This window comes from Pantoea rwandensis (assembly GCF_002095475.1).
GTDB lineage: Bacteria > Pseudomonadota > Gammaproteobacteria > Enterobacterales > Enterobacteriaceae > Pantoea > Pantoea rwandensis.
This window is the reverse complement of sequence record NZ_MLFR01000027.1, coordinates 35,272-60,184: the sequence shown is the minus strand read 5'-3', so window position 1 is coordinate 60,184 and position 24,913 is coordinate 35,272. Positions and strand designations below refer to the sequence as shown.

Annotated in this window: 25 protein-coding genes and 1 other RNA gene; 8 read left to right on the top strand and 18 right to left on the bottom strand. The window is 52.5% G+C overall.

Features of this window, described 5'->3' with window-relative positions; all coding sequences use genetic code 11:
- Positions 1-71: 71 nt before the first annotated feature.
- The 5 genes from HA51_RS20935 to HA51_RS20915 are packed head-to-tail and all read right to left on the bottom strand — an operon-like array spanning position 72 to position 5,027.
- Positions 72-737, bottom strand: a complete 666-nt coding sequence (locus HA51_RS20935) for an ABC transporter ATP-binding protein (RefSeq protein ID WP_084936492.1) — start codon at positions 735-737, stop codon at positions 72-74.
- Positions 730-1,563, bottom strand: a complete 834-nt coding sequence (locus HA51_RS20930) for an ABC transporter ATP-binding protein (RefSeq protein WP_084936491.1) — start codon at positions 1,561-1,563, stop codon at positions 730-732. The genes HA51_RS20935 and HA51_RS20930 overlap by 8 nt, the downstream gene beginning before the upstream one ends.
- Positions 1,553-2,410: an ABC transporter permease gene (locus tag HA51_RS20925; protein ID WP_084936490.1), complete on the bottom strand. Its 858-nt coding sequence runs from the start codon at positions 2,408-2,410 to the stop codon at positions 1,553-1,555. The genes HA51_RS20930 and HA51_RS20925 overlap by 11 nt, the downstream gene beginning before the upstream one ends.
- Positions 2,407-3,459, bottom strand: coding sequence for an ABC transporter permease (locus HA51_RS20920; RefSeq protein WP_084936489.1), 1,053 nt, complete (start codon positions 3,457-3,459; stop codon positions 2,407-2,409). Before HA51_RS20920 ends, HA51_RS20925 begins: the two co-directional genes overlap by 4 nt.
- The gene (locus HA51_RS20915) at positions 3,459-5,027 is read right to left on the bottom strand and encodes an ABC transporter substrate-binding protein (RefSeq protein WP_084936488.1); all 1,569 of its coding nucleotides are present in this window, start codon (positions 5,025-5,027) and stop codon (positions 3,459-3,461) included. Before HA51_RS20915 ends, HA51_RS20920 begins: the two co-directional genes overlap by 1 nt.
- 792 nt (positions 5,028-5,819) lie before the next feature.
- Between HA51_RS20915 and mgtA the strand changes: the two genes are divergently transcribed.
- The gene (gene mgtA / locus HA51_RS20910) at positions 5,820-8,546 is read left to right on the top strand and encodes a magnesium-translocating P-type ATPase (RefSeq protein ID WP_084936487.1); all 2,727 of its coding nucleotides are present in this window, start codon (positions 5,820-5,822) and stop codon (positions 8,544-8,546) included.
- 129 nt (positions 8,547-8,675) lie between these two features.
- Here the strand turns inward: mgtA and HA51_RS20905 are convergent, their stop codons facing one another.
- Together HA51_RS20905 and HA51_RS20900 are read right to left on the bottom strand one after the other, a co-directional pair.
- Positions 8,676-9,128: a hypothetical protein gene (locus HA51_RS20905; RefSeq protein ID WP_084936486.1), complete on the bottom strand. Its 453-nt coding sequence runs from the start codon at positions 9,126-9,128 to the stop codon at positions 8,676-8,678.
- Complete coding sequence (locus tag HA51_RS20900; protein WP_084936485.1) at positions 9,125-9,847, bottom strand: hypothetical protein; 723 nt, start codon at positions 9,845-9,847, stop codon at positions 9,125-9,127. The genes HA51_RS20905 and HA51_RS20900 overlap by 4 nt, the downstream gene beginning before the upstream one ends.
- A gap of 234 nt (positions 9,848-10,081) precedes the next feature.
- Between HA51_RS20900 and HA51_RS20895 the strand changes: the two genes are divergently transcribed.
- A complete protein-coding gene (locus tag HA51_RS20895; RefSeq protein WP_084936484.1) occupies positions 10,082-10,759 on the top strand; it encodes an SDR family oxidoreductase in 678 nt (225 codons plus the stop codon).
- A gap of 39 nt (positions 10,760-10,798) precedes the next feature.
- Here the strand turns inward: HA51_RS20895 and HA51_RS20890 are convergent, their stop codons facing one another.
- Together HA51_RS20890 and HA51_RS20885 are read right to left on the bottom strand one after the other, a co-directional pair.
- Positions 10,799-11,455 carry an epoxyqueuosine reductase QueH gene (locus tag HA51_RS20890; RefSeq protein ID WP_084936483.1) on the bottom strand — a complete coding sequence of 219 codons (657 nt, stop codon included), beginning with the start codon at positions 11,453-11,455 and terminating at the stop codon, positions 10,799-10,801.
- A 118-nt stretch (positions 11,456-11,573) separates the two neighbouring features.
- Positions 11,574-11,930, bottom strand: a complete 357-nt coding sequence (locus tag HA51_RS20885; RefSeq protein ID WP_084936482.1) for a hypothetical protein — start codon at positions 11,928-11,930, stop codon at positions 11,574-11,576.
- A 284-nt stretch (positions 11,931-12,214) separates the two neighbouring features.
- Between HA51_RS20885 and HA51_RS20880 the strand changes: the two genes are divergently transcribed.
- Positions 12,215-12,565, top strand: a complete 351-nt coding sequence (locus tag HA51_RS20880; protein ID WP_084936481.1) for an NIPSNAP family protein — start codon at positions 12,215-12,217, stop codon at positions 12,563-12,565.
- Positions 12,566-12,659: 94 nt separating this feature from the next.
- On the opposite strand, the gene HA51_RS20875 is transcribed toward HA51_RS20880, so the two are convergent.
- From HA51_RS20875 to smpB, 3 genes are all read right to left on the bottom strand, one after another.
- Complete coding sequence (locus HA51_RS20875) at positions 12,660-13,514, bottom strand: PA4780 family RIO1-like protein kinase (protein ID WP_084936480.1); 855 nt, start codon at positions 13,512-13,514, stop codon at positions 12,660-12,662.
- A gap of 201 nt (positions 13,515-13,715) precedes the next feature.
- Positions 13,716-14,078: a transfer-messenger RNA gene (gene ssrA / locus HA51_RS20870) on the bottom strand.
- Positions 14,079-14,121: 43 nt separating this feature from the next.
- Entirely contained in the window at positions 14,122-14,604 is a 483-nt protein-coding gene (gene smpB / locus HA51_RS20865) for an SsrA-binding protein SmpB (protein ID WP_007886141.1), read from the bottom strand.
- Positions 14,605-14,762: 158 nt separating this feature from the next.
- On the opposite strand from smpB, the gene HA51_RS20860 reads away from it, so the two are divergent.
- Together HA51_RS20860 and HA51_RS20855 are read left to right on the top strand one after the other, a co-directional pair.
- Positions 14,763-15,197 carry a type II toxin-antitoxin system RatA family toxin gene (locus tag HA51_RS20860; protein ID WP_084936479.1) on the top strand — a complete coding sequence of 145 codons (435 nt, stop codon included), beginning with the start codon at positions 14,763-14,765 and terminating at the stop codon, positions 15,195-15,197.
- A complete protein-coding gene (locus HA51_RS20855) occupies positions 15,190-15,480 on the top strand; it encodes an RnfH family protein (RefSeq protein WP_084936478.1) in 291 nt (96 codons plus the stop codon). The genes HA51_RS20860 and HA51_RS20855 overlap by 8 nt, the downstream gene beginning before the upstream one ends.
- A gap of 55 nt (positions 15,481-15,535) precedes the next feature.
- Here HA51_RS20855 and bamE read toward each other — a convergent pair whose 3' ends face one another.
- The 3 genes from bamE to nadK all read right to left on the bottom strand — a co-directional run bounded on the left by bamE (position 15,536) and on the right by nadK (position 18,693).
- Positions 15,536-15,883 (bottom strand): outer membrane protein assembly factor BamE, encoded by a 348-nt coding sequence (gene bamE / locus HA51_RS20850; RefSeq protein WP_084936477.1) that lies wholly within the window; start codon positions 15,881-15,883, stop codon positions 15,536-15,538.
- Between the two features lie 184 nt (positions 15,884-16,067).
- Positions 16,068-17,729 carry a DNA repair protein RecN gene (recN, locus tag HA51_RS20845; RefSeq protein WP_084936476.1) on the bottom strand — a complete coding sequence of 554 codons (1,662 nt, stop codon included), beginning with the start codon at positions 17,727-17,729 and terminating at the stop codon, positions 16,068-16,070.
- Between the two features lie 85 nt (positions 17,730-17,814).
- Entirely contained in the window at positions 17,815-18,693 is an 879-nt protein-coding gene (gene nadK / locus HA51_RS20840) for an NAD(+) kinase (protein ID WP_084936475.1), read from the bottom strand.
- A gap of 122 nt (positions 18,694-18,815) precedes the next feature.
- Here nadK and grpE point away from each other — a divergent pair, with 122 nt between their 5' ends.
- The gene (grpE, locus tag HA51_RS20835; RefSeq protein WP_084936474.1) at positions 18,816-19,394 is read left to right on the top strand and encodes a nucleotide exchange factor GrpE; all 579 of its coding nucleotides are present in this window, start codon (positions 18,816-18,818) and stop codon (positions 19,392-19,394) included.
- 49 nt (positions 19,395-19,443) lie between these two features.
- Here the strand turns inward: grpE and ung are convergent, their stop codons facing one another.
- Positions 19,444-20,121: a uracil-DNA glycosylase gene (gene ung / locus HA51_RS20830; RefSeq protein WP_084936473.1), complete on the bottom strand. Its 678-nt coding sequence runs from the start codon at positions 20,119-20,121 to the stop codon at positions 19,444-19,446.
- Between the two features lie 264 nt (positions 20,122-20,385).
- Here ung and grcA point away from each other — a divergent pair, with 264 nt between their 5' ends.
- Positions 20,386-20,769: an autonomous glycyl radical cofactor GrcA gene (gene grcA, locus HA51_RS20825; RefSeq protein ID WP_084936472.1), complete on the top strand. Its 384-nt coding sequence runs from the start codon at positions 20,386-20,388 to the stop codon at positions 20,767-20,769.
- A gap of 197 nt (positions 20,770-20,966) precedes the next feature.
- Here grcA and srmB read toward each other — a convergent pair whose 3' ends face one another.
- Positions 20,967-22,295, bottom strand: coding sequence for an ATP-dependent RNA helicase SrmB (gene srmB / locus HA51_RS20820; protein WP_084936471.1), 1,329 nt, complete (start codon positions 22,293-22,295; stop codon positions 20,967-20,969).
- 137 nt (positions 22,296-22,432) lie between these two features.
- Here srmB and trmN point away from each other — a divergent pair, with 137 nt between their 5' ends.
- The gene (gene trmN, locus HA51_RS20815; RefSeq protein WP_084936470.1) at positions 22,433-23,182 is read left to right on the top strand and encodes a tRNA(1)(Val) (adenine(37)-N(6))-methyltransferase TrmN; all 750 of its coding nucleotides are present in this window, start codon (positions 22,433-22,435) and stop codon (positions 23,180-23,182) included.
- Here the strand turns inward: trmN and nadB are convergent.
- Positions 23,167-24,786 carry an L-aspartate oxidase gene (gene nadB, locus HA51_RS20810; RefSeq protein WP_084936513.1) on the bottom strand — a complete coding sequence of 540 codons (1,620 nt, stop codon included), beginning with the start codon at positions 24,784-24,786 and terminating at the stop codon, positions 23,167-23,169. The two genes, trmN and nadB, sit on opposite strands and share 16 nt — an antisense overlap.
- Between the last annotated feature and the right edge of the window lie 127 nt (positions 24,787-24,913).

The window sequence follows — 24,913 nt, the reverse complement described above, 5'->3', positions numbered from 1 at the left end:
CGCATAGGTCAGCAGTGTGTTACTGCCGATATGCGCAACAAATCGCGTCGTTACGATTCAGACTTAACGTCTTAACCGACAATCCGGCCCAACGCCATATGTGCCGCACGGTCGCACATATGATCGATCACATCAGGATCGTGGCTCACCAGCACCATGGTCAATCCATCGTTCTGCTTTAGATCGTTGAGCAAGTTCAGAATCTCCGCCTGCACCGACATATCCAGCGCTGAAGTGGGTTCATCCAGCAACAGAATCTTCGGCTCCAGCAGCAGGGCGCGCACAATCGCCACACGCTGGCGCTGGCCACCCGAGAGCTGATGTGGATAACGATCCGCCAGTGCGGGATCCAATCCTACGTGGCGGAATCCCTCATTGATGCGATCGTCGATATTGTCGCGCTTCAGTATTTTCAACGGTTCTGCCAGCGTGCGGCGCAGACGATGGCGCGGATGCAGTGAAGCATAGGGATCCTGAAAAACCATCTGCACATCGCGACGCAGCGGGCCGGTAAAGGCTTTGCCTGGCTGCACATCGGTGCCCGCCAGTTGCATGGTGCCGCTCCAGAACGGATTTAATCCGGCCATCACCCACAACAGTGATGACTTGCCGCAGCCCGAGGGCCCGACTAAACCGAAGCATTCACCTGCCGCCACCTGTAACGACACATCATGTACCACGGTACGCAACTCGTAGCCCTGTTTGTGCGATACGCTGAGGTTATGTAACTCAATCATCACTGTTCTCCAGCGCAGCGCGATCCAGCACCGGTAAACGCTCGCCGTGCGTCGCTTTGCTGGGACGGCAGGCCCACAGCGTACGCGTGTAAGGGTGAGTCGCATTGGAGAGCTGGGAAGCGGGCAGCGTATCCAGCAGGCGTCCTTTGTACATCACCATCACACGATCGCAGTGCTCTGACACTTGCTGCAGATCGTGGCTGATCAGCAGCAAGCCCATATTGCGTTGCTCGACCAAACGACGAATCAGTGCCAGCACCTGATCGCGCATCGCATGATCGAGCGCCGAGGTCGGTTCATCGGCGATTAGAAGATCGGGATCGGTGATCAAAGCGATCGCCAGCATCACTCGCTGTCCCATACCGCCAGAGAGCTGATGTGGGTAACGCTTCATCAACTGACGGGGATCCGGCAGGCCGACCGCAGCCAGCATCTCGCATACTTTTTCTTTGCGCTCGGCCCGGCTCATTTTGCGATGCAGCACTAGCGGCTCTTCTACCTGCCAGCCAATGGTACGTGTCGGGTTCAGCGCGTACTTCGGATCCTGCATCACCATCGCCACTTTGCCGCCGCGCAGGGTGATCCAGTCACGTTCGCGCAGGCTGAGCGCATCGGCGCCCGCCACCTGTAAGCGATCGGCGTGCAGCTGCAGGGCCGGTGACAGCAAACCCATCAGCGAACGGGCGGTCAGTGATTTACCCGAACCGGATTCACCCACCAGCGCCACGCGTTCGCGACCAATTTGAAAGGCAATATTATCCACCAGCAGCGCATTCTCGCTGCGGATGGTCAGCCCTTGCGCATCAATTAACAGATCATTTGGCATGACGGGTATCCAGTCGGTCGCGCAGGCCATCGCCTGTCAGGTTAAACGCCAGGCTGGCGAACAGAATCGCTCCACCCGGCGCGGCGGCCACCCACCATTGGTCGAAGATTACTTTACTGCCTTCCGCCACCATCGAGCCCCATTCAGCGGTTGGCGGTTGTACGCCCATGCCGAGGAAGCCCAAGCCAGCAGCGGAGAGAATAATGCCGCCAAGGCTCAGCGCCGCGCGCACCACGGCGGTTGGCAAACACAGCGGTAGAATGTGGCCGAACATCAAACGCAGTCCGGTAATGCCCTGCATGCGCGCAGCAGCGAGATAATCACTGCGGCGCAGTGCCAGGGTTTCCGCACGCGCCTGGCGGGCAAACGGCGGCCAACTGGTGAGCGCCAAAGCCAAGGCTCCGTTCATCAATCCCGGCCCGAGCATGGCAACCAGCGCCAGCGCAATCACCAGGTTCGGCAGCGACAGAAATATATCGGTGATGCGCATCAGTACGCGCTCGGTCCAGCCGCCGACGTAACCGGCGGTAATGCCGACCAGCAGGCCAACCGGAATGGTCAGTACCAGAATCAGCGACACCAGCAGCAGTGTAGGACGAGCGCCATAAATTACGCGTGACAATAAATCGCGGCCAAAGCCATCGGTACCGAACCAGTGCAGTGCAGAAGGCGCCTGCAGACGTTGGGCGATTACCTGCGCGTTAGGATCAAAGGGTGCCAGCAGCGGGGCAAACAGCGCCATTGCCACCACAATGAGCACCAGCGTCAAGCCAATGGAAAGTGAGGTGACACGCGCACGGCGACGACGTGGCCGCACGGTTTCCAGTTCAGAGAGTTGTTGTGTCATCGGGTTCTCGGATCGGTTAACCAGGTTAAGGCATCGGCCACGGCGTTGAGCAGGATAAAGCAACTGCCAATCAGCAGGGTCGAGCCGAGAATCGCCGGTGTATCGGAAGAAAACAGCGCGTTGGTCATGTAGCGTCCGACACCTGGCCAGGCAAAGACGGTTTCCGTTAGCACTGAGCCTTCCAGCAGCGTGGCGTAGGAGAGGGCGATGACGGTGATGAGCGTACCCAATACATTGGGGAAGATGTGGCGCAGCAGGATGCGACTGCGACTCGCGCCCTTTGCGCGTGCCAGAATCACATACTCTTTGCTGCTCTCTTCCAGCAGGGCCGCACGCAGCAGACGCGTAATACCCGCCATTGCCAGCAGGCCAAGAATCACGACCGGCAGCCACAGGTGTGCAATCGCATTGCGGAACATCTCAGGATCGCCAGATAGCCAGCTATCAATCAGCACAAAACCGGTTTTCGGCTCCAGCGTGTAGATCCAGATATCATCCAACTGCCCTGGTCCAGCAGACCAGTGCAGCACTGCGTAGAACAGCAGCAGGCCCAGCAGGCCGAGCCAGAATACCGGCACCGAATAGCCAAGCAGAGAAATAAAGCGTGCCACGTTATCGATCACGCTACCCGGTTTCCACGCTGCCAGCAGTGCCAGTGCAATGCCAAACACCGCAGCAAAAATCATCGCACAGGTGGCGAGTTCAATGGTGGCGGGGAAGGTGCGCATCAAGTCCGCACTGACCGGTTGGTTGGTGAGGTGCGATAGCCCCAAATTGCCCTGTGCCAGATGGCTGATATAACGCCAAAATTGCACTAAGACGGGCTGATCGAGTCCGAGATCGTGGCGCACCTGCGCATAGGTGGCTTCGCTGGCGTGATCGCCTGCGATTTGTTGCACCGGATCAACCGGTGACAGGTGCGACAACATGAAAGTGAACGCTAACAAACCTATCAGCGTCACCAGCAGTGATAGCAGGCTGGTGATCAGACGGCTAAAGCGTTGCCAGAGTGGCCGGGCGAACCCGGCCTGTGAAGCGGATACTGCCATTACTTAGAAACCTGCGAGTAATAGACCATATCTGGGTTAATCCCCTGCACATAGCCTTTGAGATTGTCGCGAAGGGCAATCAGATTACGTGCCTGCAAGCCAATCACATACGGTGAATTCTTCAGAACTTCGCGCTGCATCGCTTGGTACAGTTCAACACGCTTGTTGCTGTCAGCTTCGGCAGTGGCGGCCAGCGTCTGCTTGCTCAGCTCTGGAATGTGCCAGTCAGAGCGATACGCGATCGTTTTGCTGCCATCTTCCGGGTTGTAAGCGAAGGAGGCGGCGTTGGTATTCGGATCGAAGTAGTCCGCGCCCCAGGCATTTAGCGTGGCTTCATACTGATGGGCTTTCACGCGGGTTGAGACTTCCGAGCTAAGTCCCGGCTGCACTTCCACCTTCACGCCACCCTTGGCAAAGCTGCCTTGCAACGCCTGTGCAATATCGAGATACGGCGGTTGGTTGCTGGTGGAGAGTTTAAAGCTGACGTTGGTCAGGCCGGCTTTCTTCAGAATCGCTTTGGCTTTTTCCGGATCGTAAGTGTAAGGCGTATCGTTCAACGCACCGAGGAAGCCTTTTGGCAGGAAGGTCTGATGCACTTCGAACTGGCCTTTCAGCAGGTCGTTGGCAATACCTTTATAGTCGAACAGGTAACGCGCCGCTTCCCACAGGGCAGGGTTCTTCAACACTGGATTCTCACCCACGTTGAACTGAATGTAGTAGAGCGATGCCATTGGGATCGCTTCGGTCTTCACGCCTGCTTTGCCTTTCAGCGCCGCAATTTGGTCAGCGCCGAGGTTACGTGCGATATCGACATCGCCCTGTTCCAGCAGCAGACGACGCGCAGCCGGCTCCGGTACGTTCTTGATCAGAATGTTTTTCAGCTTCGGTGCACCCGCCGGTGAGGTTGGGTTAGCGGTCAGCAGCACAACTTCATGCAGCACCACTTTACGAATCTGATACGGGCCGCTACCGGCAGAGTTGGTGCCCAACCAGGCGTGGCCGAAGTCGCCATTTTTCGCGTTGGCCTGTGCGGTTTTCTCATCCACAATCGAAGAGACTGGCGCAGACAGCAAACTCAGCACATAGGCCGGGCTGACGTTGGCGTTCCAACTGATCTGCACGTGGTTATCATCGACCTTCTTCAAGAAGGTATCGACGTTGTCTTTGTTCCAACCGAGCTGCGTCAGAATAAAGGAAGGATCGAGATTCAGTTTCACTACGCGACCCAGCGAGAAGATCACATCTTCCGGACGCAGCGGGTTGCCGCTGGCGAATTGGGCGCCTTTGCGCAGTTCAAAGGTCAGGCTGCGATTGTCACTGCCTGGCGTCCATGAGGTGGCCAGCGTGGGTTTCAGATCGGTAGGATTGGTTGGATCTGACTGCACCAAGCGTTGATAGATGTTAGTGAATGCTTGCACTGTGGTCAGTTCAAAGCCCTGCGCCGGATCGAAGCTATCAGCATCATCGGTCGACTGCGCAATCACCAGCGTATCCTTCGGTGTCGCGGCCTGAGAGGAGAAGGCGGCTACCAGCGACAACGCCAGCAGTGAGGGAATGATTTTTTTCATGTTGTTTCCTTGCCTTAAAAAAGTAACGCGAGTTTACGAGAGCGCCGTAATGAAGAATAGTCAATTTATGGCTATGCATATGCTTTACGGTTCTAAGCGCGAGGGATCGGTTATAAGCCTGTTAATTATGTTGATAATGTTATGCCGCAGCAGAGGATTAATCGCTTGGGGTTTATCAACCAATTCACAACGGAAATTAAACTCGTTGCTAAACGGAAATAATTAACTTTACATCGCTTCGCTCGGGAATATAATGACGCCAACTTCAAACAGGAGAATTCAGTTGGACAGTCACCCTTTTAGATGGCAACACAAGGCAAGCTGACGCGCGAATTCTTTTGTCGCTGCTTGCCAACACGGCGGGCAGCAATCCTCACTTCTCTCTGATGATTGTTCCCTATAAACGTACAGTAACGAGCTGATGCTCGTGGGAATTTCATCATGCACATGATTTTAAACGCACTTTTCCCTCCGCCTCGATGCGCGCGCTGATTTTCAGCGTGCAGAGCTAACCGCTGTCGTCGCGCGTTTTGGCACGTCCGTTGTCTGGCTAACTGGCAAATTTGGACTGCTTCAAGATCGCACGTTAACGGTGAAATTGACATCGTGATCTCTCTTTCTCGTTATTTTAGCGAGCGATTTTCTTCGTCTTTTATTTACGGGAGGTAATATGGAAATTCCCGACAGGTTATTTTTAATCATCTAACGCAACGTCGTTAATTTAATTTATCCCAATTTATGTGCTCCCTGCACAGGGACTTTTATTGCCGTAAGAAATAGAGGAATGTCATCATGACTGACATGAAACTCAACCAGGAAAAAAAAGCCTGGAACAACACCGTGCGCCAACCGCGCCAGAAAACCCCGCGCTATCTGATTGAAGACGAAGCCGGTTTCACCGCCGATGAAACCTTGGTGCGCTTGCGTAGTGATGCGCTGGGCCTCAGTGAACGTGAAGCCGAAGCGCGTCTGGCAGTGTATGGCCGTAATCAAGTGGAACACGACAAAGCGCCACCTGCACTGGTGCAATTACTGCAAGCATTCAATAACCCGTTTATTTATGTCTTGATGGCACTGGCCGCGGTGAGCTTTTTTACCGATTACTGGCTGCCGATGCGTAAAGGCGAGGAGACCGATCTGACCGGTGTCATCATCATTGTGACGATGGTAACGCTCAGCGGTTTGCTGCGTTTCTGGCAGGAGTTCCGCACCAATAAAGCCGCGCAGGCATTGAAATCTATGGTTCGCACCACCGCGACCGTGCTGCGCCGAGAGTCTGCTCAGGAAGCGCCCGTCAAACAGGAAGTTGATATTGCGACGCTGGTGCCGGGGGACATCATCTATCTGTCTGCGGGCGATCTGGTGCCTGCCGATGTACGCCTACTGGATTCGCGTGACCTGTTTATCAGCCAGGCCATTCTGACCGGTGAATCCCTGCCGGTTGAGAAGTATGACGTTACGGGCAATGTCACCAGCAAAGGCGCGGGGGCGAATGATCAGGGTGACTCGCTGCTGGAGTTGGGTAGCGTTTGTCTGATGGGCACCAACGTCTCTAGCGGCAGCGCGAAAGCGGTGGTGGTGGCCACGGGTGGTGAAACCTATTTTGGCAGCCTGGCAAAATCAATAGTGGGTAACCGCTCACAAACCGCTTTTGACCGCGGAGTTAACAGCGTGAGCTGGCTGCTAATCCGCTTCATGCTGGTGATGGTGCCGGTGGTGCTGCTGATCAACGGCCTGACCAAAGGCGACTGGCTGGATGCATCCCTGTTTGCGCTGGCCGTTGCCGTGGGGCTGACACCGGAGATGCTGCCGATGATCGTCAGCTCCAACCTGGCGAAAGGCGCTATCGCCATGTCGCGCCGCAAAGTGATTGTGAAACGACTGAACGCGATTCAAAACCTGGGTGCTATGGACATCCTGTGCACCGATAAAACCGGTACGCTGACCCAGGACAACATCATCCTTGAACATCATCTGGATTGTGCGGGGGTGGAGAACTCTCGCGTGCTGATGCTGAGCTGGCTCAATAGCCACTATCAGAGCGGTACGCCAAACCTGATGGACCGCGCGATTCTGCGTTATGGCAAAGATCGTGTGACGGCTGACATGGGCGAGTACTACGCCAAAGTGGATGAGTTGCCGTTTGATTTTGTGCGCCGTCGCGTATCCGTGGTGGTACGCGATCGTCGCCTCAATCAACAGATGTTGATCTGCAAAGGCGCAGTGGAAGAGATGCTGAGTATCGCCAGTGCTGAGCGCGAAGGCAAACTGATTCAGCCGCTGGACGAAAAGCGTCGTGCAGAATTGCTGGCACTGGCACATCAATATAATGAGCAGGGTTTTCGCGTCCTGCTGGTAGCCAGTCGTGTGCTGGAAGAGCCAGGTTTGCAGCAAGCGCTAAGCGTAGCGGATGAGCAAGGATTAACGGTTGAAGGACTGCTGACGTTCCTTGATCCGCCCAAAGAGAGCGCTGCCAAAGCCATTACCGCGCTGCGCGATAACGGTGTGAGCGTCAAAGTGCTGACCGGCGATAACCCGGTTGTCACGGCGCGGATTTGCCAACAGGTGGGCATTGATAGCGGCGAGATCGTCACCGGCGATCAGATTGCCATGATGAGCGACGAGCAACTGGCTGACGCAGCGGCTCACAGTGCAGTGTTTGCCAAACTGACCCCGTTGCAGAAATCACGTATTTTGCGTGCGCTGCAACAGCAAGGCCATACCGTTGGCTTCCTCGGCGACGGTATCAATGATGTACCAGCGCTGCGTGATGCCGATGTCGGTATTTCCGTCGACAGTGCAGCCGATATCGCGAAAGAGTCTTCTGACATCATCCTGCTGGAAAAGGATTTGATGGTGCTGGAAGAGGGCGTGATGAAAGGACGCGAGACGTTCGGCAACATAATCAAGTATTTGAACATGACGGCTAGCTCTAACTTTGGCAACGTGTTCTCAGTACTGGTGGCGAGCGCCTTTATTCCATTCTTGCCGATGCTGGCGATTCATCTGCTGATTCAGAACCTGATGTACGACCTGTCTCAACTGGCATTGCCATGGGACAAAATGGACCGCGAGTTCCTGCGTAAACCGCGCAAATGGGACGCGCGCAATATTAAACGCTTTATGCTGTGGATCGGGCCAACATCGTCCATCTTTGATATCTCCACATTTGCGCTGATGTGGTACGTATTTGCCGCCAACAAACCGGAAATGCAGTCTCTGTTCCAGTCTGGTTGGTTTGTTGAAGGATTGCTGTCACAGACGCTGGTGGTGCATATGTTGCGCACACAGAAAATTCCGTTCATTCAGAGTCGCGCCGCGCTGCCGGTGCTACTCACTACGGCGTGCGTGATGATTGCCGGCATTCTGCTGCCATTCTCTCCCTTGGGGCATATGGTGGGATTGGTGCCGCTGCCATGGGCGTATTTCCCATGGCTGGTGGCGACCTTGCTGGGCTACTGCGTGGTCGCACAGGGCATGAAAATGCTGTACATCAAACGCTTCGGTCAGTGGTTCTAATCGTATGGAGGCGTTATGCGGAAACGGAATCTCGATAAGGTGGTGTGCCATCTGCTGATCATTATGGTGGTCATCGTCGTGCTAACGTTGGTGTTTCGTTAGTCAACCAAGGGCAGGTTATCCTGCCCTTTAATCATTTAAAGTAATAATAAGCCGCTTGGTAAATCCAGCGTTGCGCTTGACGCCCTTTGGGTCGCCAATGAAAGGAAGGGTGAATTTGGGTGAGTCGGCTACTCTGAGCGACCAGAGCGTGTCCTTAAAAAATTGGAATTGGATGTGATCGTTGTAGATGTTGAGTGCTTCAAAAAATCCGGAGGTGTACGCATGCTCAATATAAATGATTTCCTGGACACCTTCATCGCGTTGGCAAAGCACAATAGTAAGAGACTCTTCATAAGCGATGCCATCCGTTACAAACAGCACATATCTTCCAGGGCTGACTTCGACGGCCGCTTCTAATACCGAACCGGGGATGACGATACCGCTAGGCTGCTGCTCAATAAAGACTTCGCTTCGCGCCTGAGCGGTTTCCGTGGCGGCATGCAGTTGTGCCAGAGAAAGATTAAAAACCTGATGCATCATCGCCAGATTGCTCCCATCTGCCAGGCGGCAAAGGCTGCGCCCACGAAACCGCCAATCATTACACACACGGGTGCTCCAGGACCGCATGCCAATCCCGCTAACGCCCCTCCAGCAGCACCGCCTGCAATGCCTGCGCTATTAATAGCTATTTGCCGGCCTGCTTCTGAAACTTTATTATCTGACTGATAAATCTCGTAAATCGAGATGGCAACAGAGAGGACAATCAGGCCGCGTCCCGCGCGCGACAGTTGCATCATTTTGAGGTTAATTCGTGGATTCGATTTCCCCGCGGACTCGACAATTGCGGCATAGACGCGATCCTGTTGGCTGCTGGATAGTTGATGAAACTGTACTTTGGCGCCATACAACTCTGTGGCCTTCTTAGCGATGAGCGCATTCAACGTTTTGCCAGACATTTTAATTTGTTCTGCCATGGCGCGACCAAGTGGCGTGCTGCGAGTCCGGATCATTTCCATGATTATATTGCGCGTTTCATGTGCTTCCTGCGCGGCCTTTTCCCAGGTAATCAATCCCATATTGGCACGTGAACGTAAGTCATCAGCCATTTTCTTGATAAGCTTTGAGTATTCCAGTCTGAGTTGGGGGTCGATGGAGAGCCGGGTGGCGGCAGTCGAAATATCGCCTTGTAAGACACTGATTGCCTCATCAAATTTTTCACGCCCGTTAATATCGAGCGATTGTAAAAGGGCGACATCCATGCTGATTCCTCGCAGTGAACATTAAATGGACTTTAACAAAGCCGTGTTCAGCGACGCAACAATGAACAATCTTTTGTGGAATGCAGAAAATACGAATAGGTTCACAAACCTGAATTTTAATTAACCTTCTGATTTTAATAATTAAAGTCAGGTGGGAAAGTTAGGTTGATTTGATTTAAGGTGCGTGATTGCTATCACTTTACTCTTTAGATATCAGACAGTTCTGAGGTGAAAATGAGCCAGTTAAAACGCGCGCTAATTATTGGTGCATCGAAAGGGATCGGACTAGCAGTCGTGCAGCAGTTGCTCGCTCAGGGCTGGGACGTCACCGCCACCTATCGCAGCACTGCCGTTTCGTATCAGCATGAAAAGCTGCGCTGGCTGCCATTGGACATCACCGTTGCTACTCAGCGTGAGCAGTTACTCCAGCAGTTGAAGGGTGAACAATTTGATCGGGCGCTGATCAACGCCGGGATCCTTGGCCCGGATTCGATGGGGCTGATCGCCACCAGTGATGATGAGTTGATGCAACTGTTTATGACCAACAGTGTTGAACCGGTACGTATGGCTGAAGGCCTGTTACCCTTGCTGCAGGAAAAGCAGGGCGTGTTGGGTATTACCACTTCTCGCCTCGGTAGCCTGACGGAAAATGCCGAAGCTATTCGACCGTATTACTCAGCCAGTAAAGTGGCGTTGAATATGCTCAGCCGTGCTTTGGTTCAGCAGATGGCTGCGCGGGGCACAACCTTGCTCTCATTGCATCCGGGTTGGGTTAAAACTGATATGGGCGGCGATGATGCGGATATTACCGCTGATGAGAGTGCGCAGGGGCTGGTGGCTCAGATGGATCGGTTTGCCGGTCAGGGTGGACATCACTATCTTGATTACAGCGGAGAACCGTTAGCCTGGTGATCATCAGCGCCTGCTGGTTAAAGCCAGCAGGCGCTACTGTCACTGATCGGGCTCGTAATACTGCACGCCGATCTCAATGCGCTCGCGACCGCTGGCCACGCGATGACGGTTACTGTCTCGCAGTGAATAGATGCAACCGCAATACTCCTGCTGGTAGAAACGTTCGCGCTTGCTGATTTCAATCATGCGCGAAGATCCGCCGCCTTTGCGCCAGTTAAACTCCCAGTAAAGCATGTCCGGATAGTGCGCTGCTGCGCGCACGCCGCAGTCATTGATCTGCTTCATATCCTTCCAACGTGAAATGCCTAATGAACTGGTGATCACCGGAAAGCCATTCTCATGCGCATACAACGCAGTGCGTTCAAAGCGCATATCGAAACACATGGTGCATCGCACGCCACGCTCAGGCTCCCACTCCATGCCGCGAGCGCGATCAAACCAGTTGTCTTTATCGTAATCTGCATCCACAAACGACACGCCAAACTGCTCAGCAAAGCGGATGTTCTCCTCCTTACGCAGTTCGTACTCTTTCAGTGGATGAATGTTTGGGTTGTAAAAGAAGATGGTGTAATCAATACCAGAAGCCAGCATGGCTTCCATCACCTCGCCCGAGCACGGGGCGCAGCATGAGTGCAGCAGCACTTTGTTGTGACCATTGGGTAAAGGCAGTGCTTGGCGTTTGAAGGTGTCAGACATAAGAGAAACGGGTTAATAGGGTGATGGGCGAAGTGTAAGAGGATATCGTTGAGGACGCAAAGACGTAGGCAACAAAAAAGGCCGCAATCGCGGCCTTTCAGGATTTAATCAGAAGACATTACTCGGTGACTTTCTTCTTCAGATCGCTGGCACCTTCTTTGGTTTTATTCCAGCCTTTAGTTGTACCTTCTTTGGTGGCATCCCACCCTTTTTCAGTACCTTCTTTGGTTTTGTTCCAGCCTTTCTGTGCGCCTTCGCTCACTTTGCTGCTGGTGCTGTCACTTTTACCTTCAACAGCATGCTTGGCTTTCAGCTTCTGCTCTTCACCTTGGTGCTGCGCTTGATGCAGCTTCTCTTTGGCGGTATTTGCGCCCGCTTGTGCGTTAGCGACAGTCTCGTCAGTTGCATGTGTGGTAGCGGCAAAAGCCGAAGAAGCCAGCAGCAGGGCAGATACAGCAATAATTGTCTTTTTCATGAATATTCCCTCATCAATCGCTCTATGAGTTATGAGCGTAGTTAACAATGGCACGCTCAGCCAGAATTGGCTCCAGGAATAACCTTAATTGAATCATCGGCTTTCACGGGTGGAAAAATGTGCAATTAGAATCATGTTGCCATGTTGATAGTTCGGAGGCCCTTTCAGCAAGCTAATGAACGTTGTGAATCGCCCCGTTTTGAGGGACATGACACTGCATTTTCATTTAATAACGGGTAAATTTAGGGCCGCAATAATTACAGAAATTATCTTAGGGATGGGATATGCAAAGTAGAGTTGTTGAAATCCTGCAATATCAGTTGAAAACAGGTACAGGCGTAACCTTCGATCACATCATGCGAGATATCAGTGTTCCTCTGCACCTCGAACAGGGGATTGAGGTTGTCACTTATGGTTGTTCTCGCCATGATTCTGATAGCTATTTTCTTCTTCGTGCATTTGAAAATGAAGAGGTAATGCAGAGTGTCCTGGACGAGTTTTATGCCAGCGAAGCGTGGCGTTCAGGACCGAGAAAAGCGATCCTCGAGCGTATTGAGGTGAGCCTTAAATCTGTGCTGCTGCTTTCACCCAACGCAATTGATGAGATAAGAAACAGCTTCCTGGCCCATCAATGAGATTGACGTGCAGCGCAATTTTAAGGTTGAGCAAACGAGATTGTATGAAGAATGGGTTCGCTATCATTTAAAGCCAGCGAATAAGGCTGGCTAACTATTCTTCATCCCGCTCTTTAGCAGCACGCTGGCGATCGTAATACTCATCTTCAGCAGAGATGATTTCGTCCAGCAGCGAATCCATGTCTACGTCATGAATTTCTTCAGCAAACTGTCCGGTTAATACTGTTTCCGGCGTTAGCTTGCCGTCTTCGAATAAATGCCAAATTTCCTTCGCATAACGCGTTTCTAAAATCTGCGGGGCAAACTGGCCGTAGTATTCGGTGATGTTATTCACATCGCGCTCGAACATCGATTCAGCGTGGTTGTTCGCTGAGGCATCCACCGCTTGAGGCAGGTCGATGATTACCGGGCCATGCTCATCTTGCAGCACGTTAAACTCTGACAGATCGCCATGCACAATGCCGGCACATAACATGCGCACAATATTGCGAATCATGGTGGCGAAATCAGTCAACGCTTCCTGTTCTGACAACATCACATCGCTCAGTCGCGGTGCCACTGCGCCATCTGCATCAGTGACCAGCTCCATCAACAGTACACCGTCGAGGCACATATAAGGCTCAGGCACGCGGACACCGGCTTTGGCTAAACGGAACAGCGCGTCGACTTCAGCGGTATGCCAGACTTCTTCTTGCTGCTTACGCCCAAATTTGGACCCTTTCTGCATCGCGCGCGCGCTACGGGAGTTGCGGACTTTACGCCCCTCCTGATACTGCACGGCTTGCTTAAAGCTGCGTTGCGATGCCTCTTTGTAGACTTTGGCACACTGGACTTTGCCACCGCACATGACAGTGTAAACGTCAGCTTCTTTACCGCTTTTTAGGCGCTGAAGCACGTTATCGATCAGGCCGTCATCGACCAGCGGTTGGATTCGGTTTGGAATTTTCATGCGGCTTTATACCTTATTTAAGAGGCTTTCCGCATCAAGAACATGGTGAGTTGCATGGGAAAAACCAAACGAGTATCGATAGTTGCAGAAGCCAGTTACATCATCCCACAAAACCACTGGCACAAAAAAGCCCGCAAGGCTTTCACCATGCGGGCTTTTAGGACTTCATCGGATGACTCTGGTGTCACCGATGGAGAATTTTGGTGGAGCTGGCGGGAGTTGAACCCGCGTCCGAAATTACTACACCGTCGGCACTACATGCTTAGTCAGTCTTTACATTCGCCGGCCAGCTGCGGACAGACACGCCACTGACAAACTAGCCTGATTAGATTTAGTGCTTCAACCCCAGGCAAGGCATCCACACGATCTCTTTTGGGTTTGACCTCTCTTGATCCCCGTCTTAAGAGCGGAAGCTAGGGAGAGAGGGCTTCAAAGCAGGTTATTAAGCTGCTAAAGCGTAGTTTTCGTCGTTTGCGACTATTTTTTTGCGGCTTTTTACGAGGCAAACCGCCCCTCGGCATGCTCCTAAGGCTTCACAATCCCGTCGAGTCCAGAATCAGCCCCAAGACTTTTTATACTACAGAAAGATGACGAACGAATCCAGTGCTTAACGCTTTGAATTCTTCATGATACGCGCTTTATCCATCTTCCATTCGCGTTCTTTCACGTCATCTCGCTTATCGTGCTCTTTCTTACCGCGTGCCACACCGATTTTCAGCTTGGCCCAAGCGTTTTTCCAGTACATCGACAGTGCTACTACAGTAAAGCCTTCGCGATTAACACGACCGTACAGCGAATCGAGTTCACGCTGTTTCAACAGCAGTTTACGGCTGCGCGTGGGATCACACACCACGTGCGTTGAGGCAACGGCGAGCGGCTGAAAGGTGGAACCAAACAGATAGGCTTCGCCATCACGCAGCAAAATGTAGCTGTCGCTGATATTGGCTTTACCGGCGCGGAGTGATTTAACTTCCCATCCTTGCAGCGACATTCCCGCTTCAAACTCTTCTTCAATGAAGTATTCGTGGCGAGCGCGCTTGTTGAGGGCAATAGTGGCTGAACCGGGTTTGTTAACTTTTTTCTTTGTCATAGTGCGGCGTAGTCTACATCACTCAGTCTGTGGGCGCATCCCCCTGTCCTGGGGGCGGTAAAAAACACTCTATTTTAGCACAGCTGGCAAACCCGTGAATTTTGTTTAGTGTCTGAAAATGGTATTATTCATTGGTTTTGTGATGAACAGGAACCATTATGGCCCAGATTAGCCGTTCGGCGTTGGTCCCCTATAGCGCTGAGCAGATGTACCGCCTCGTCAATGACGTTGATGCTTATCCTGAATTTTTGCCAGGTTGTACCGGCAGCCGTGTGTTAGATAACAGCGGAAATCAGATGACCGCAGCGGTAGATGTCTCAAAAGCGGGTATCAGTAAAACTTTTACTACGCGTAACACCTTAATCAGCAATCAAAGTATTTTGATGCAATTGGTCGACGGTCCATTCCGTAAGTTGACTGGTGGGTGGCACTTCACGTCACTGGGTGATGATGCCTGTAAGGTAGAGCTTAGCCTCGACTTTGAATTCACCAATATGTTGGTGGAAATGGCGTTCGGTCGCATTTTCAAAGAGCTGGCAAATAGCATGGTGCAGGCGTTCTCACAGCGCGCCAAAGAGGTTTACCGTGCCTGATATCAGTGTTGAAGTGGTTTATGCGTTGCCTGAAAAGCAGTATTCGCGTTCTGTTACGCTGGATGAAGGTGCAACGGTAGAGCAGGCGATTAAAGCATCGGGATTGTTATCACTGCGCAAAGACATTGATTTGAATAGCAATAAAGTCGGTATTTTTAGTCGCCCGGTGAAATTGGGTGATGCGGTGCAGGATGGGGATCGTGTAGAAATCTATCGTCCATTGATTGCCGATCCGAAAGAGATGCGCCGCCAACGTGCGGAGCGTTCCGCTACAAACAAGTAGCGAAATGGCAGACACAAAAAAAGGCGCTCAGGCGCCTTTTTTTGTTGCCGCTCACTTAGCCCTCTGAGCCAGTGAGTTTCGGTTTGTTGTCGATATTGATCAACGTACCGTTGCTGTCGAAGGTCAGCGTCAGCGTCTGCTGTTTTACACTTTCATGGCCAGGTTCCTGGCGGAAGATGTAGTACCAAACGTTGCTGCCAAACGGATCGTGCATCATCGGTGTGCCTAGCGTGTAGGCTACCTGCTGCTGCGTCATGCCGGTGTGAATCTTCGAAACATCGTTGGCGACCAGGTAATTCCCCTGATTGATATCCGGACGATACACAACGCGCTCAAGGGTGGAACATCCGGCGGTCATCATCAACATTACCACTGCCGCGGCAGTCAGCGTTTTACAGCGCATCTATACATTCCTTTTCTGGGGCCAAACGCCTTTCATCAGGCAGTTTTGTTGCCATCGAAATCTGAACTCTGCTTACGGCAGGCTTTATTATGGCGATATAACTGCCGATGATAATAAACCTTTGTCCTGTTGGAAACCTCTACAGAGCAAGCATATGACCATTGAGCCACAAAAAAGTGCGGTATCAAGCTGCTAAAAGTTCTTTGGCGTTGGCCAAGGTATTGCGCGTGACTTCGCTGCCACCCAGCAAACGCGCAAGTTCTTGCAGACGGGCGCGTTTATCCAACGGCTGCATATGGGTTTCTGTCATCGCGCCATCGGTCTCTTTACTGACGAAGAAGTGCTGATGCCCGCAACCCGCCACCTGTGGCAAGTGCGTCACACACATGACCTGCGTTGATTCGCCAAGCTGACGCAACATCTGGCCCACTACGGCTGCGGTGGGTCCGCTAATACCCACGTCGACTTCATCGAAGATCATCGCAGGCGTTTCCATTTTCTGCGCGGTAATCACCTGAATAGCCAAAGCGATACGGGAAAGCTCACCGCCCGAAGCCACTTTACCCAGCGGTTGTAATGGCTGACCTGGGTTGGTGGTGACACGGAAATCGATACGGGTAGCGCCTTCTGCTGTCAATTGGTCGGCGTTGAATTCCAGCACAATAGCGAATTGGCCGTGTGGCATGGAGAGTGTGCGCATGCTTTGGGTAATCAGCTCGCTTAACTCCTGCGCGGCGTGTTCGCGTAACTGATGCAGCTTTTGCGCGCAAGCCGATGCCGCTTGGTGATGTACCACCACTTCGCTTTGCAGCGTTTCTTGATCGCTCTCTTGCTGTGACAGCAGTTCCGCTTCATCCAGCAACTGCTGATACAGCACCGGTAAGGTTTCAGGGGAAACGTGATGCTTACGGGACAAAGCAATCTGACGCGACAAGCGCTGTTCCAGTTCATGTAAGCGGTTCGGATCGAGATCCAGACGCTCACAGTAATGGCGCAATTCATCGCTGGCTTCACTCAGCTGAATCGCTGCTTCTTCCAGCAGGTTAAATACGCCGCTCACTTTGTCGTCCAGCGTCACGAGCTCGCCAAGCATGTTACGCGCGCTATAAAGCAAGCTTTGCAGATTCGTGTCATCGCTATCGGCGAGGATTTGCAGCGCTTGCTGGCTGGTAGAGAGCAGTTGACCGCTGTTGGCGAGACGCTTGTACTCTTCATCGATTTGTTCAAACTCGCCCGGCTGTGGAGCGAATTCGTTGAGTTCTTTTAGCTGATATTGCAGCAGTTCGCGGCGCGCTTCACGCTCCTGCGACAGTTGCTGATGCTGCGCCAAGGCACGACAACTTTGATGCCAACGCTGATAGTGCTGGCGCATGTCGACAAGCAGGTCGTCATGCGCGGCATAAGCATCGAGCAGGTGTTTTTGATGTTCTGGTTTCAGCAACAGCTGATGTGCATGCTGACCATGGATTTGGATCAGAAGCTGACCGAGCTCGCGCAGCTGTGACAGCGGGACGGCGGTTCCGTTGATAAAACCACGTGAACGACCATCAGCACTGATCACGCGGCGTAGCAGGCATTCTTGACCTTCATCCAGCTGATTATCGACCAACCAACGCTGTGCTGAAGGGGAGGCTTTTAACTGAAAACGGGCGCAGATATCAGCGCGACTGGCACCCTGACGCACCATATCTGCTTCAGAACGACCACCCAGGCACAGGCCCAGCGCGTCAATCGCAATAGATTTACCTGCGCCGGTTTCCCCCGTGATCGCTGTCATACCACGATGAAAGTCGATCTCCAGTTCACGAACGATAGCAAAATTACTGATGGTCAGTTGTGCCAGCATGGAATCACCTGTATGTAAAAACAGATATGGTTTTTCATACAGTATAAACTGGTTTTTTATACAGTAAAGTGCCTGGTGATGATTTTCAGAACAATTTTTTCGACCAGCCAAGTTTTGAGCTTAACGTATTAAAATAATTGTAATTTTTCGGGTGGATCAGGTTGAGGTGATGGGTGCTACGCCGAATCAACACATCCTCGCCTTCCTGGATAGGTAAGGCAATTTGGCTGTCACAACTGATCTCCAAATCACTGCGCAGTGATGAGAAACGCAAGCGAATCGTACTGCTGCTGTTGATGACCAGTGGCCGGGCAGAGAGCGTGTGTGGGAACATCGGCACGATGGCAATCGCATCCAGGGACGGCGTAAGAATCGGGCCGCCAGCAGAAAGAGAATAGGCGGTTGATCCGGTCGGCGTTGAAATAATCAACCCATCTGAACGCTGTGAAAACGCAAAGACTTCATCGATATACACCTCGAATTCAATCATATGCGCTACTTTTCCTGGATGTAGCACCACTTCATTGATGGCGCTGCCAATGCGCGGTGAGCAGGATTCTTTACACACCTGCGCTTCCAGCAGGAAACGGCTCTCCACGAAGTACTCACCTTCCAGCACATCATCCAACTGTTGTTGCGCGTTATCAGGATCAAGATCGGTGAGAAAACCCAGATTGCCGCGGTTGATACCAATCACTTTGATGTCATAACGTGCGAGCACGCGCGCCGCACCCAGCATATTACCGTCACCACCGACCACCACGGCCAGATCGGCGCGTTGACCAATGTCGGCCAGGCTGCCGGTTTCCACATCTTTTAAATTCAGTTCGCGCGCAATTTGCTGCTCGACGATCACCTCATAGCCTTTTGCTGTCAGCCAGCGCCAGAGCATTTCATGGGTGGTTAACGCAGTAGGATGGCGCGGATGGCCCACAATCCCAATGCAGTTAAAGTGTTTGTTCATTTAGCAGGTGTTCCTCATAAGCCAAAACGGCCAGGCAATGTGATGGGTTCACTTGAAACCGTCGAACTGATCCCCATAATAAGCCAACCAGCGAGATGAATGTGCAAAACGCGGAGAAATTCATGAGTAGTAAAGAACAGAACACCCCTAACGAGCAAGTCTCAGACGAAATTCAACAGGATCAACAGCACGTGGACGCAGAGACAGCAACTGAGGTGGATCCGCGTGATGAGCGTATCGCGCAACTGGAAGCGGAATTAGCCCAGTCGCAAGGCGGCGTGCGTGAAGCACAGCTGCGCGCTCAGGCGGAGATTGAGAACATCCGTCGCCGTGCCGAAATGGATGTGGAAAAGGCGCACAAATTTGCGCTGGAAAAATTTGCCAACGAACTGCTGCCAGTGATTGATAGCCTGGAGCGTGCGCTGGAAGTGGCAGATAAAGAGAATGCTGAGCTGGCCTCAATGATTGAAGGCATCGAACTGACGCTGAAATCCCTGCTGGGTGCTGTGCGTAAGTACGGTGTTGAAGTGGTCGGTGAAACCAACGTGCCGTTTAATCCGGATGTGCATCAGGCGATGTCGATGATTGAATCAGAAGACATGGCACCGAACCATGTGCTGATGGTGATGCAGCGTGGTTATACCCTCAATGGCCGCCTCCTGCGTCCTGCGATGGTTGCAGTGACCAAAGCAAAAGGCTGATTGCCCTGCTGAATACAAAAACGGCCGCTGATTGCGGCCGTTTTTATTTCTACGGCAGAACGGGCATCCAGTCGATGGGCGACTGGCCAGACTGGCTTAACAGTGCATTCGCTTGTGAAAAGTGTTTGCTGCCGAAAAAACCGCGGTGGGCTGAAAGCGGAGAAGGGTGCGGTGCTTTCAAAACATGGTGACGCTGGGTATCGATAATGCTGCCTTTCTTCTGAGCATGCGAACCCCACAGCAGGAAAATCACCCCTTCACGATGTTGATTGATCGCGCTAATCACATTGTCTGTAAAGGTTTCCCAGCCGAATCGCGCGTGGGAATGCGCTTTGCTGGCTTCAACCGTCAGCACGGTGTTTAACAGCATCACACCTTGTGTGGCCCAGCTTTCCAGGAAGCCATGCTGTGGACGATTAAAGCCCGCAATATCCTTCTCTAATTCCTTGTACATATTCAATAGCGAAGGAGGAATGGCCACGCCAGGCAGCACAGAAAACGCCAGGCCATGAGCCTGATTAGGGCCGTGGTAAGGATCCTGACCCAGAATCACCACCTTAATATCGCTCAGCTCAGTCAAACGGAAGGCGTTGAACACGTCTTTCTGCGGTGGATAAACGGTCACACCTGCAGCGCGTTCGTTGGCTACCGCTTTTAACGTTTCGACGAAGTAAGGTTTTTCTTTCTCTTCAGCCAGCACGTCGTGCCAGGTCAGCTTCTCAGCCATCTTTAACTCCCTGCAAAAATTTGCGCCTAGCTTAACGTGTCGCACGCGGCAGCAGAAGGGTAAAAATAATTTGATAAAATGCAGAAAAATTTTTCATCCGTAACGGATATAAATCAATTTGTTAGCGTTTGAGCGTATTTCGCTGGTCAGCATAGTTGATACAGGTCAAAACGGCGGCAAACCCTCGGTGGTATATCAATGTGTCAGATCAATGGATACACCGCGTGATATGAGACATCGCGCACTTAAGCCCTGGAGGTCACTATGATTACCGGTATTCAAATTACTCAGGCCAATAACCCACACCTGCTGAACTCATTCTGGTTGCTGGATGATGAGAAAGCGGAAGCCCGCTGCCTGTGTGCGAAAGGCGATTTCACGGAAGATCAGATCGTTGCAATTAGCGATCTGGGCGAGATTGCTTACCGTGAAATCCCATTGGAGCAGAAACCTGAGGTTCGTATTGAAGGCGGCCAGCACCTGAACGTCAACGTGCTGAGTCGCGAAACCCTGGAAGATGCGGTTGAGCATCCGGAGAAATATCCTCAGCTAACGATTCGTGTGTCGGGTTATGCGGTGCGCTTCAATGCGCTGACCCCAGAACAGCAGCGTGATGTCATTACCCGTACTTTCACTGAAAGTCTGTAATTGATCGGCTGACGAAAAGTCACCCAGTTGTGAAAGCCGCACCGATTCAGTTCGATGCGGCTTTTTTGCCATTATTGATTTAAGTCAGGTAGAGCAGATCGTCTGTTGCGCCTAAAAGCGCAGCGTAAGCACGATTTTCATCATTAAACATAAAAAAAACGCCTCACAGGAGGCGTTTTTATTGGGCGAGTGCTGTTTTATTCTGCACTGCTTTCTGGGGTGCTGCTACCGCTTGGCTTGCGGCGCTTACCGACATTTTTAGTGTCGCGGTGGCGCTGTTTAACGCGCGGTTTCTCCGCTTCTTTCTCTTTCAGCTCTTTACGCTTCGCAAGCACCTTTTTCGACGGTTTACCCGTCACTTTGGCGCCTGGTGCGCGCGATTCTGGACGCAACTCTTCAATCACGCGCGCCTTAACCGGCTCATTGATATAACGCGTGATTTTACCCAGCAACACATGGTCATGCGCTTCAACCAGTGAGATCGCTGTGCCTTTACGCCCCGCACGAGCGGTACGGCCAATGCGATGCAAATAGGTATCGGCAGTGCGTGGCAAATCGAAATTAATCACATGGGTAACGTCATCGATGTCGATACCGCGCGCGGCAATGTCCGTGGCAACCATCACGTTAACGCGATTTTCATTGATGCGTTTGATCGCTTCGTTGCGGTTTACCTGCACCATCTCGCCTTCGAGATAGCTGGTACGAATGCCCGCTTCATGTAACCACGTTACCACTTCATGCAGGCGCTCGCGCTTACGCACAAACACGATGACACGCTTGGCTTCTGGCAACTTCAGCAGATGCACCAATAGCTTGGTTTTATGTGCAAGGTCATCAGCACGATAATACCACTGCTGAATTTTTTTACGTTCGCTTTTGCTGGGATCGGCTTCAATCTCCACCGGCTCGTTCAGCAGGCGCTCAGCGAAGTTTTTAATGTTTTCGCCTTCCAACGTGGCGGAGAACAGCAACGTCTGTTTACGCCAACGCGTTTCGGCAGCGATGGTTTCGATGTCTTGTGCGAAGCCCATGTCGAGCATGCGGTCTGCTTCATCAAGAATCAGCGTTTCTACCGCGCGGCAATCGAAGTTCTCTTCTTTGATGTATTGCAGCAGGCGGCCAGTGGTCGCCACCACGATGTCCTGATTTTCGCTGAAGACTTCTGCGTGGTTCATGTACGCCACACCACCGGTGATGGTGGCGATATCGAGATGCGTGTGTTTTGCCAGTTCGCGCGCCTGGTCGGCAACTTGCATCGCCAACTCACGGGTTGGAGTTAAAATCAGGATGCGCGGCGGGCCAGATTTCTTGCGAGGGAAATCAAGCAGATGCTGCAAAGCGGGCAGCAGAAATGCTGCAGTTTTCCCCGTCCCGGTTGGAGCCGAACCCAGAACGTCACGGCCTTCCAGCGCGGCAGGAATGGTCTCAGCCTGAATAACAGTGGGGCGCGTGTAGCCTTTTTCCTGCAAAGCTTGCAGCAGGCTTTCGTCAAGTTCGAGTTCGGAGAATGTGGTTACGGTCATGGTCTACCTCAGTTTGGGGCGCTGATTATAGACAGATCAAACATAATCTTCATCTGTTTGTGCATTTTAGATGCAGGTGAATTACCTGCCAGACCACGTTACACTCCCCGCAGTAATAAATTCAATGGTAGTGAAGAATGTCTCAGGACCAGCCGCAGGCGCGGGCAATGCTAAGAAAAGATGGTTTTACCTTTAAGCAATTTTTCGTGGCGCACGACCGTTGTGCCATGAAAGTCGGTACCGATGGCGTCTTAATTGGCGCGTGGGCTCCAGTAGCCGACACACGTCGCATTTTGGATATTGGCTGTGGCAGTGGATTAATTGCACTGATGTTGGCGCAGCGCACACCCGAGCACGTTACGCTGGATGCAGTTGAACTGGAAGAGAGTGCTGCATGCCAGGCTGACGAGAACGTGCGTGCTTCACCCTGGGCAGATCGTATCACCGTCCATCATCAAGATGTTGTGAGCTGGAGCGAGGAGTGTGAGAAGCGTTATTCGCTGATAGTTAGCAACCCACCGTTTTTTGCCCCAGGTACGACTACCGGCAGCGTAGAGCGCGATAATGCGCGCAGCACCGGTACGCTCGATCATCCCACGCTGTTACGTTGTGCTGCGCAATTAATAGAAGAGGAGGGGATCTTTTGCGTAGTTCTGCCCGAAGAGGCGGGCGAACAGCTCATCTCACTGGCGCTGGCAGAGGGCTGGCATCTGCGTTATCGCTTCGATGTTGCTGCCTATGCGCAACGCCCACCGAATCGTCTGGTATTAGGTTTTTCGCCGACCGCTGGCGAAACGCTGCTGGAACGTCTCGCCATTCGCGATGAAGATAAGAGCTATTCGGCTGACTGGTTAAGCCTGGTAAAAGATTTTTATCTGTTCAGATAGTGATCTGGCAGGAGCTGCGTGGGCAGTGCGTCAGGAAGTTGATCGGGATAATCCGGCGTGTAATGCAGACCGCGACTCTCTTTACGCGCCAACGCACAACGCACCATCAGTTCCGCCACCTGCACCAGGTTGCGCAGTTCCAGCAGATTGTTTGATAGGCGGAAGTGCGCATAATACTCATTGATTTCCTGCTGCAACAGCGTAATGCGGCGTAGGGCGCGCTCCAGCCGTTTGGTGGTGCGCACGATGCCCATGTAATCCCACATAAATAAGCGTAACTCATGCCAATTGTGCTGAATCACCACGCGCTCGTCGGCGTCATCAACGCGGCTTTCATCCCAAGCCGGAAGTTGTTCAACGATGGTGACATCCGGCAGGCGGCGAATCATATCCTCCGCCGCTGACCAGCCATACACCAGACATTCGAGCAATGAATTGGATGCCATACGGTTGGCGCCGTGCAGTCCGGTGTAACTCACTTCGCCAATGGCATACAACCCATCGATGTCCGTACGTCCCTGCTGGTCCACCATCACCCCACCGCAGGTGTAATGCGCAGCAGGCACAATCGGAATCGGCTGCTGAGTCAGATCCAACCCGAAGGTCAGTAATTTTTCATAAATCATGGGAAAGTGCGCGCGCACAAAGCTTTCAGGCTGATGGCTGATATCGAGATACATGCAATCAACGCCCAGTCGCTTCATTTCGTGATCGATGGCGCGTGCAACGATATCGCGCGGGGCCAACTCGGCGCGGCTGTCGAAATCAGGCATGAAGCGTGTGCCATCTGGGCGCAGCAGCCATGCACCTTCGCCACGTAGCGCTTCAGTTAGCAGGAAATTCTGTGCCTGAGGATGGAATAAGCAGGTGGGATGGAACTGATTAAACTCCAGATTGGCTACCCGGCATCCAGCACGCCATGCCATGGCAATACCATCACCGGATGCGACATCGGGATTGGTGGTGTATTGATAAACCTTTGCCGCACCGCCGGTAGCCAGCACCACAGCGCGCGCCCGACAAGTTTCTACCTGCTCGCGATTACGATTCCAGATCCATGCCCCCACCACCCGTCTTGCGCCCGGCAGGCCGACTTTATCTGAAAGAATCAAATCCACCGCGTTGGTACGCTCGATGATGCGGATATTAGGATGGCTCAACGCCTGGCTCACCAGCGTGGTCTCCACCGCGCGGCCTGTGGCATCGGCGCTGTGCAGAATACGACGATGGCTGTGTCCGCCTTCACGCGCCAGGTGGTAACGTGCTTCACCGTCTGGTTGCGGTTCCATATCGAAAGCCACACCATTATCGATTAACCACTGCACGCAATGACGGGCGTTACTGGCGATAAAGCTCACCGTATCGCGCTCGCACAAACCGGCGCCTGCAATTAGGGTATCTTCAACGTGCGATTCAATGCTGTCAGTTTCATCAAACACCGCAGCGATTCCGCCTTGTGCATACAGCGTCGACCCTTCGTTGACCTGTGCTTTGCTAAGTACGGTGACTTGATAATAAGGGGCCAGGCGCAGCGCAAGCGACAGGCCAGCCGCACCGCTGCCCACAATCAACACATCACATTGGTAATCAGGTATCGATGTCATGGTGTTTAATTTACTAAACAAAAGGTGACCTGAGCATAAGCCCGGATGAGGATTGTGTGAAGTATTTTAAACAAATTACGGCGTAAAATTATTCAGGTAGGCGAGATAGTAACGCGATTTCAGTCAG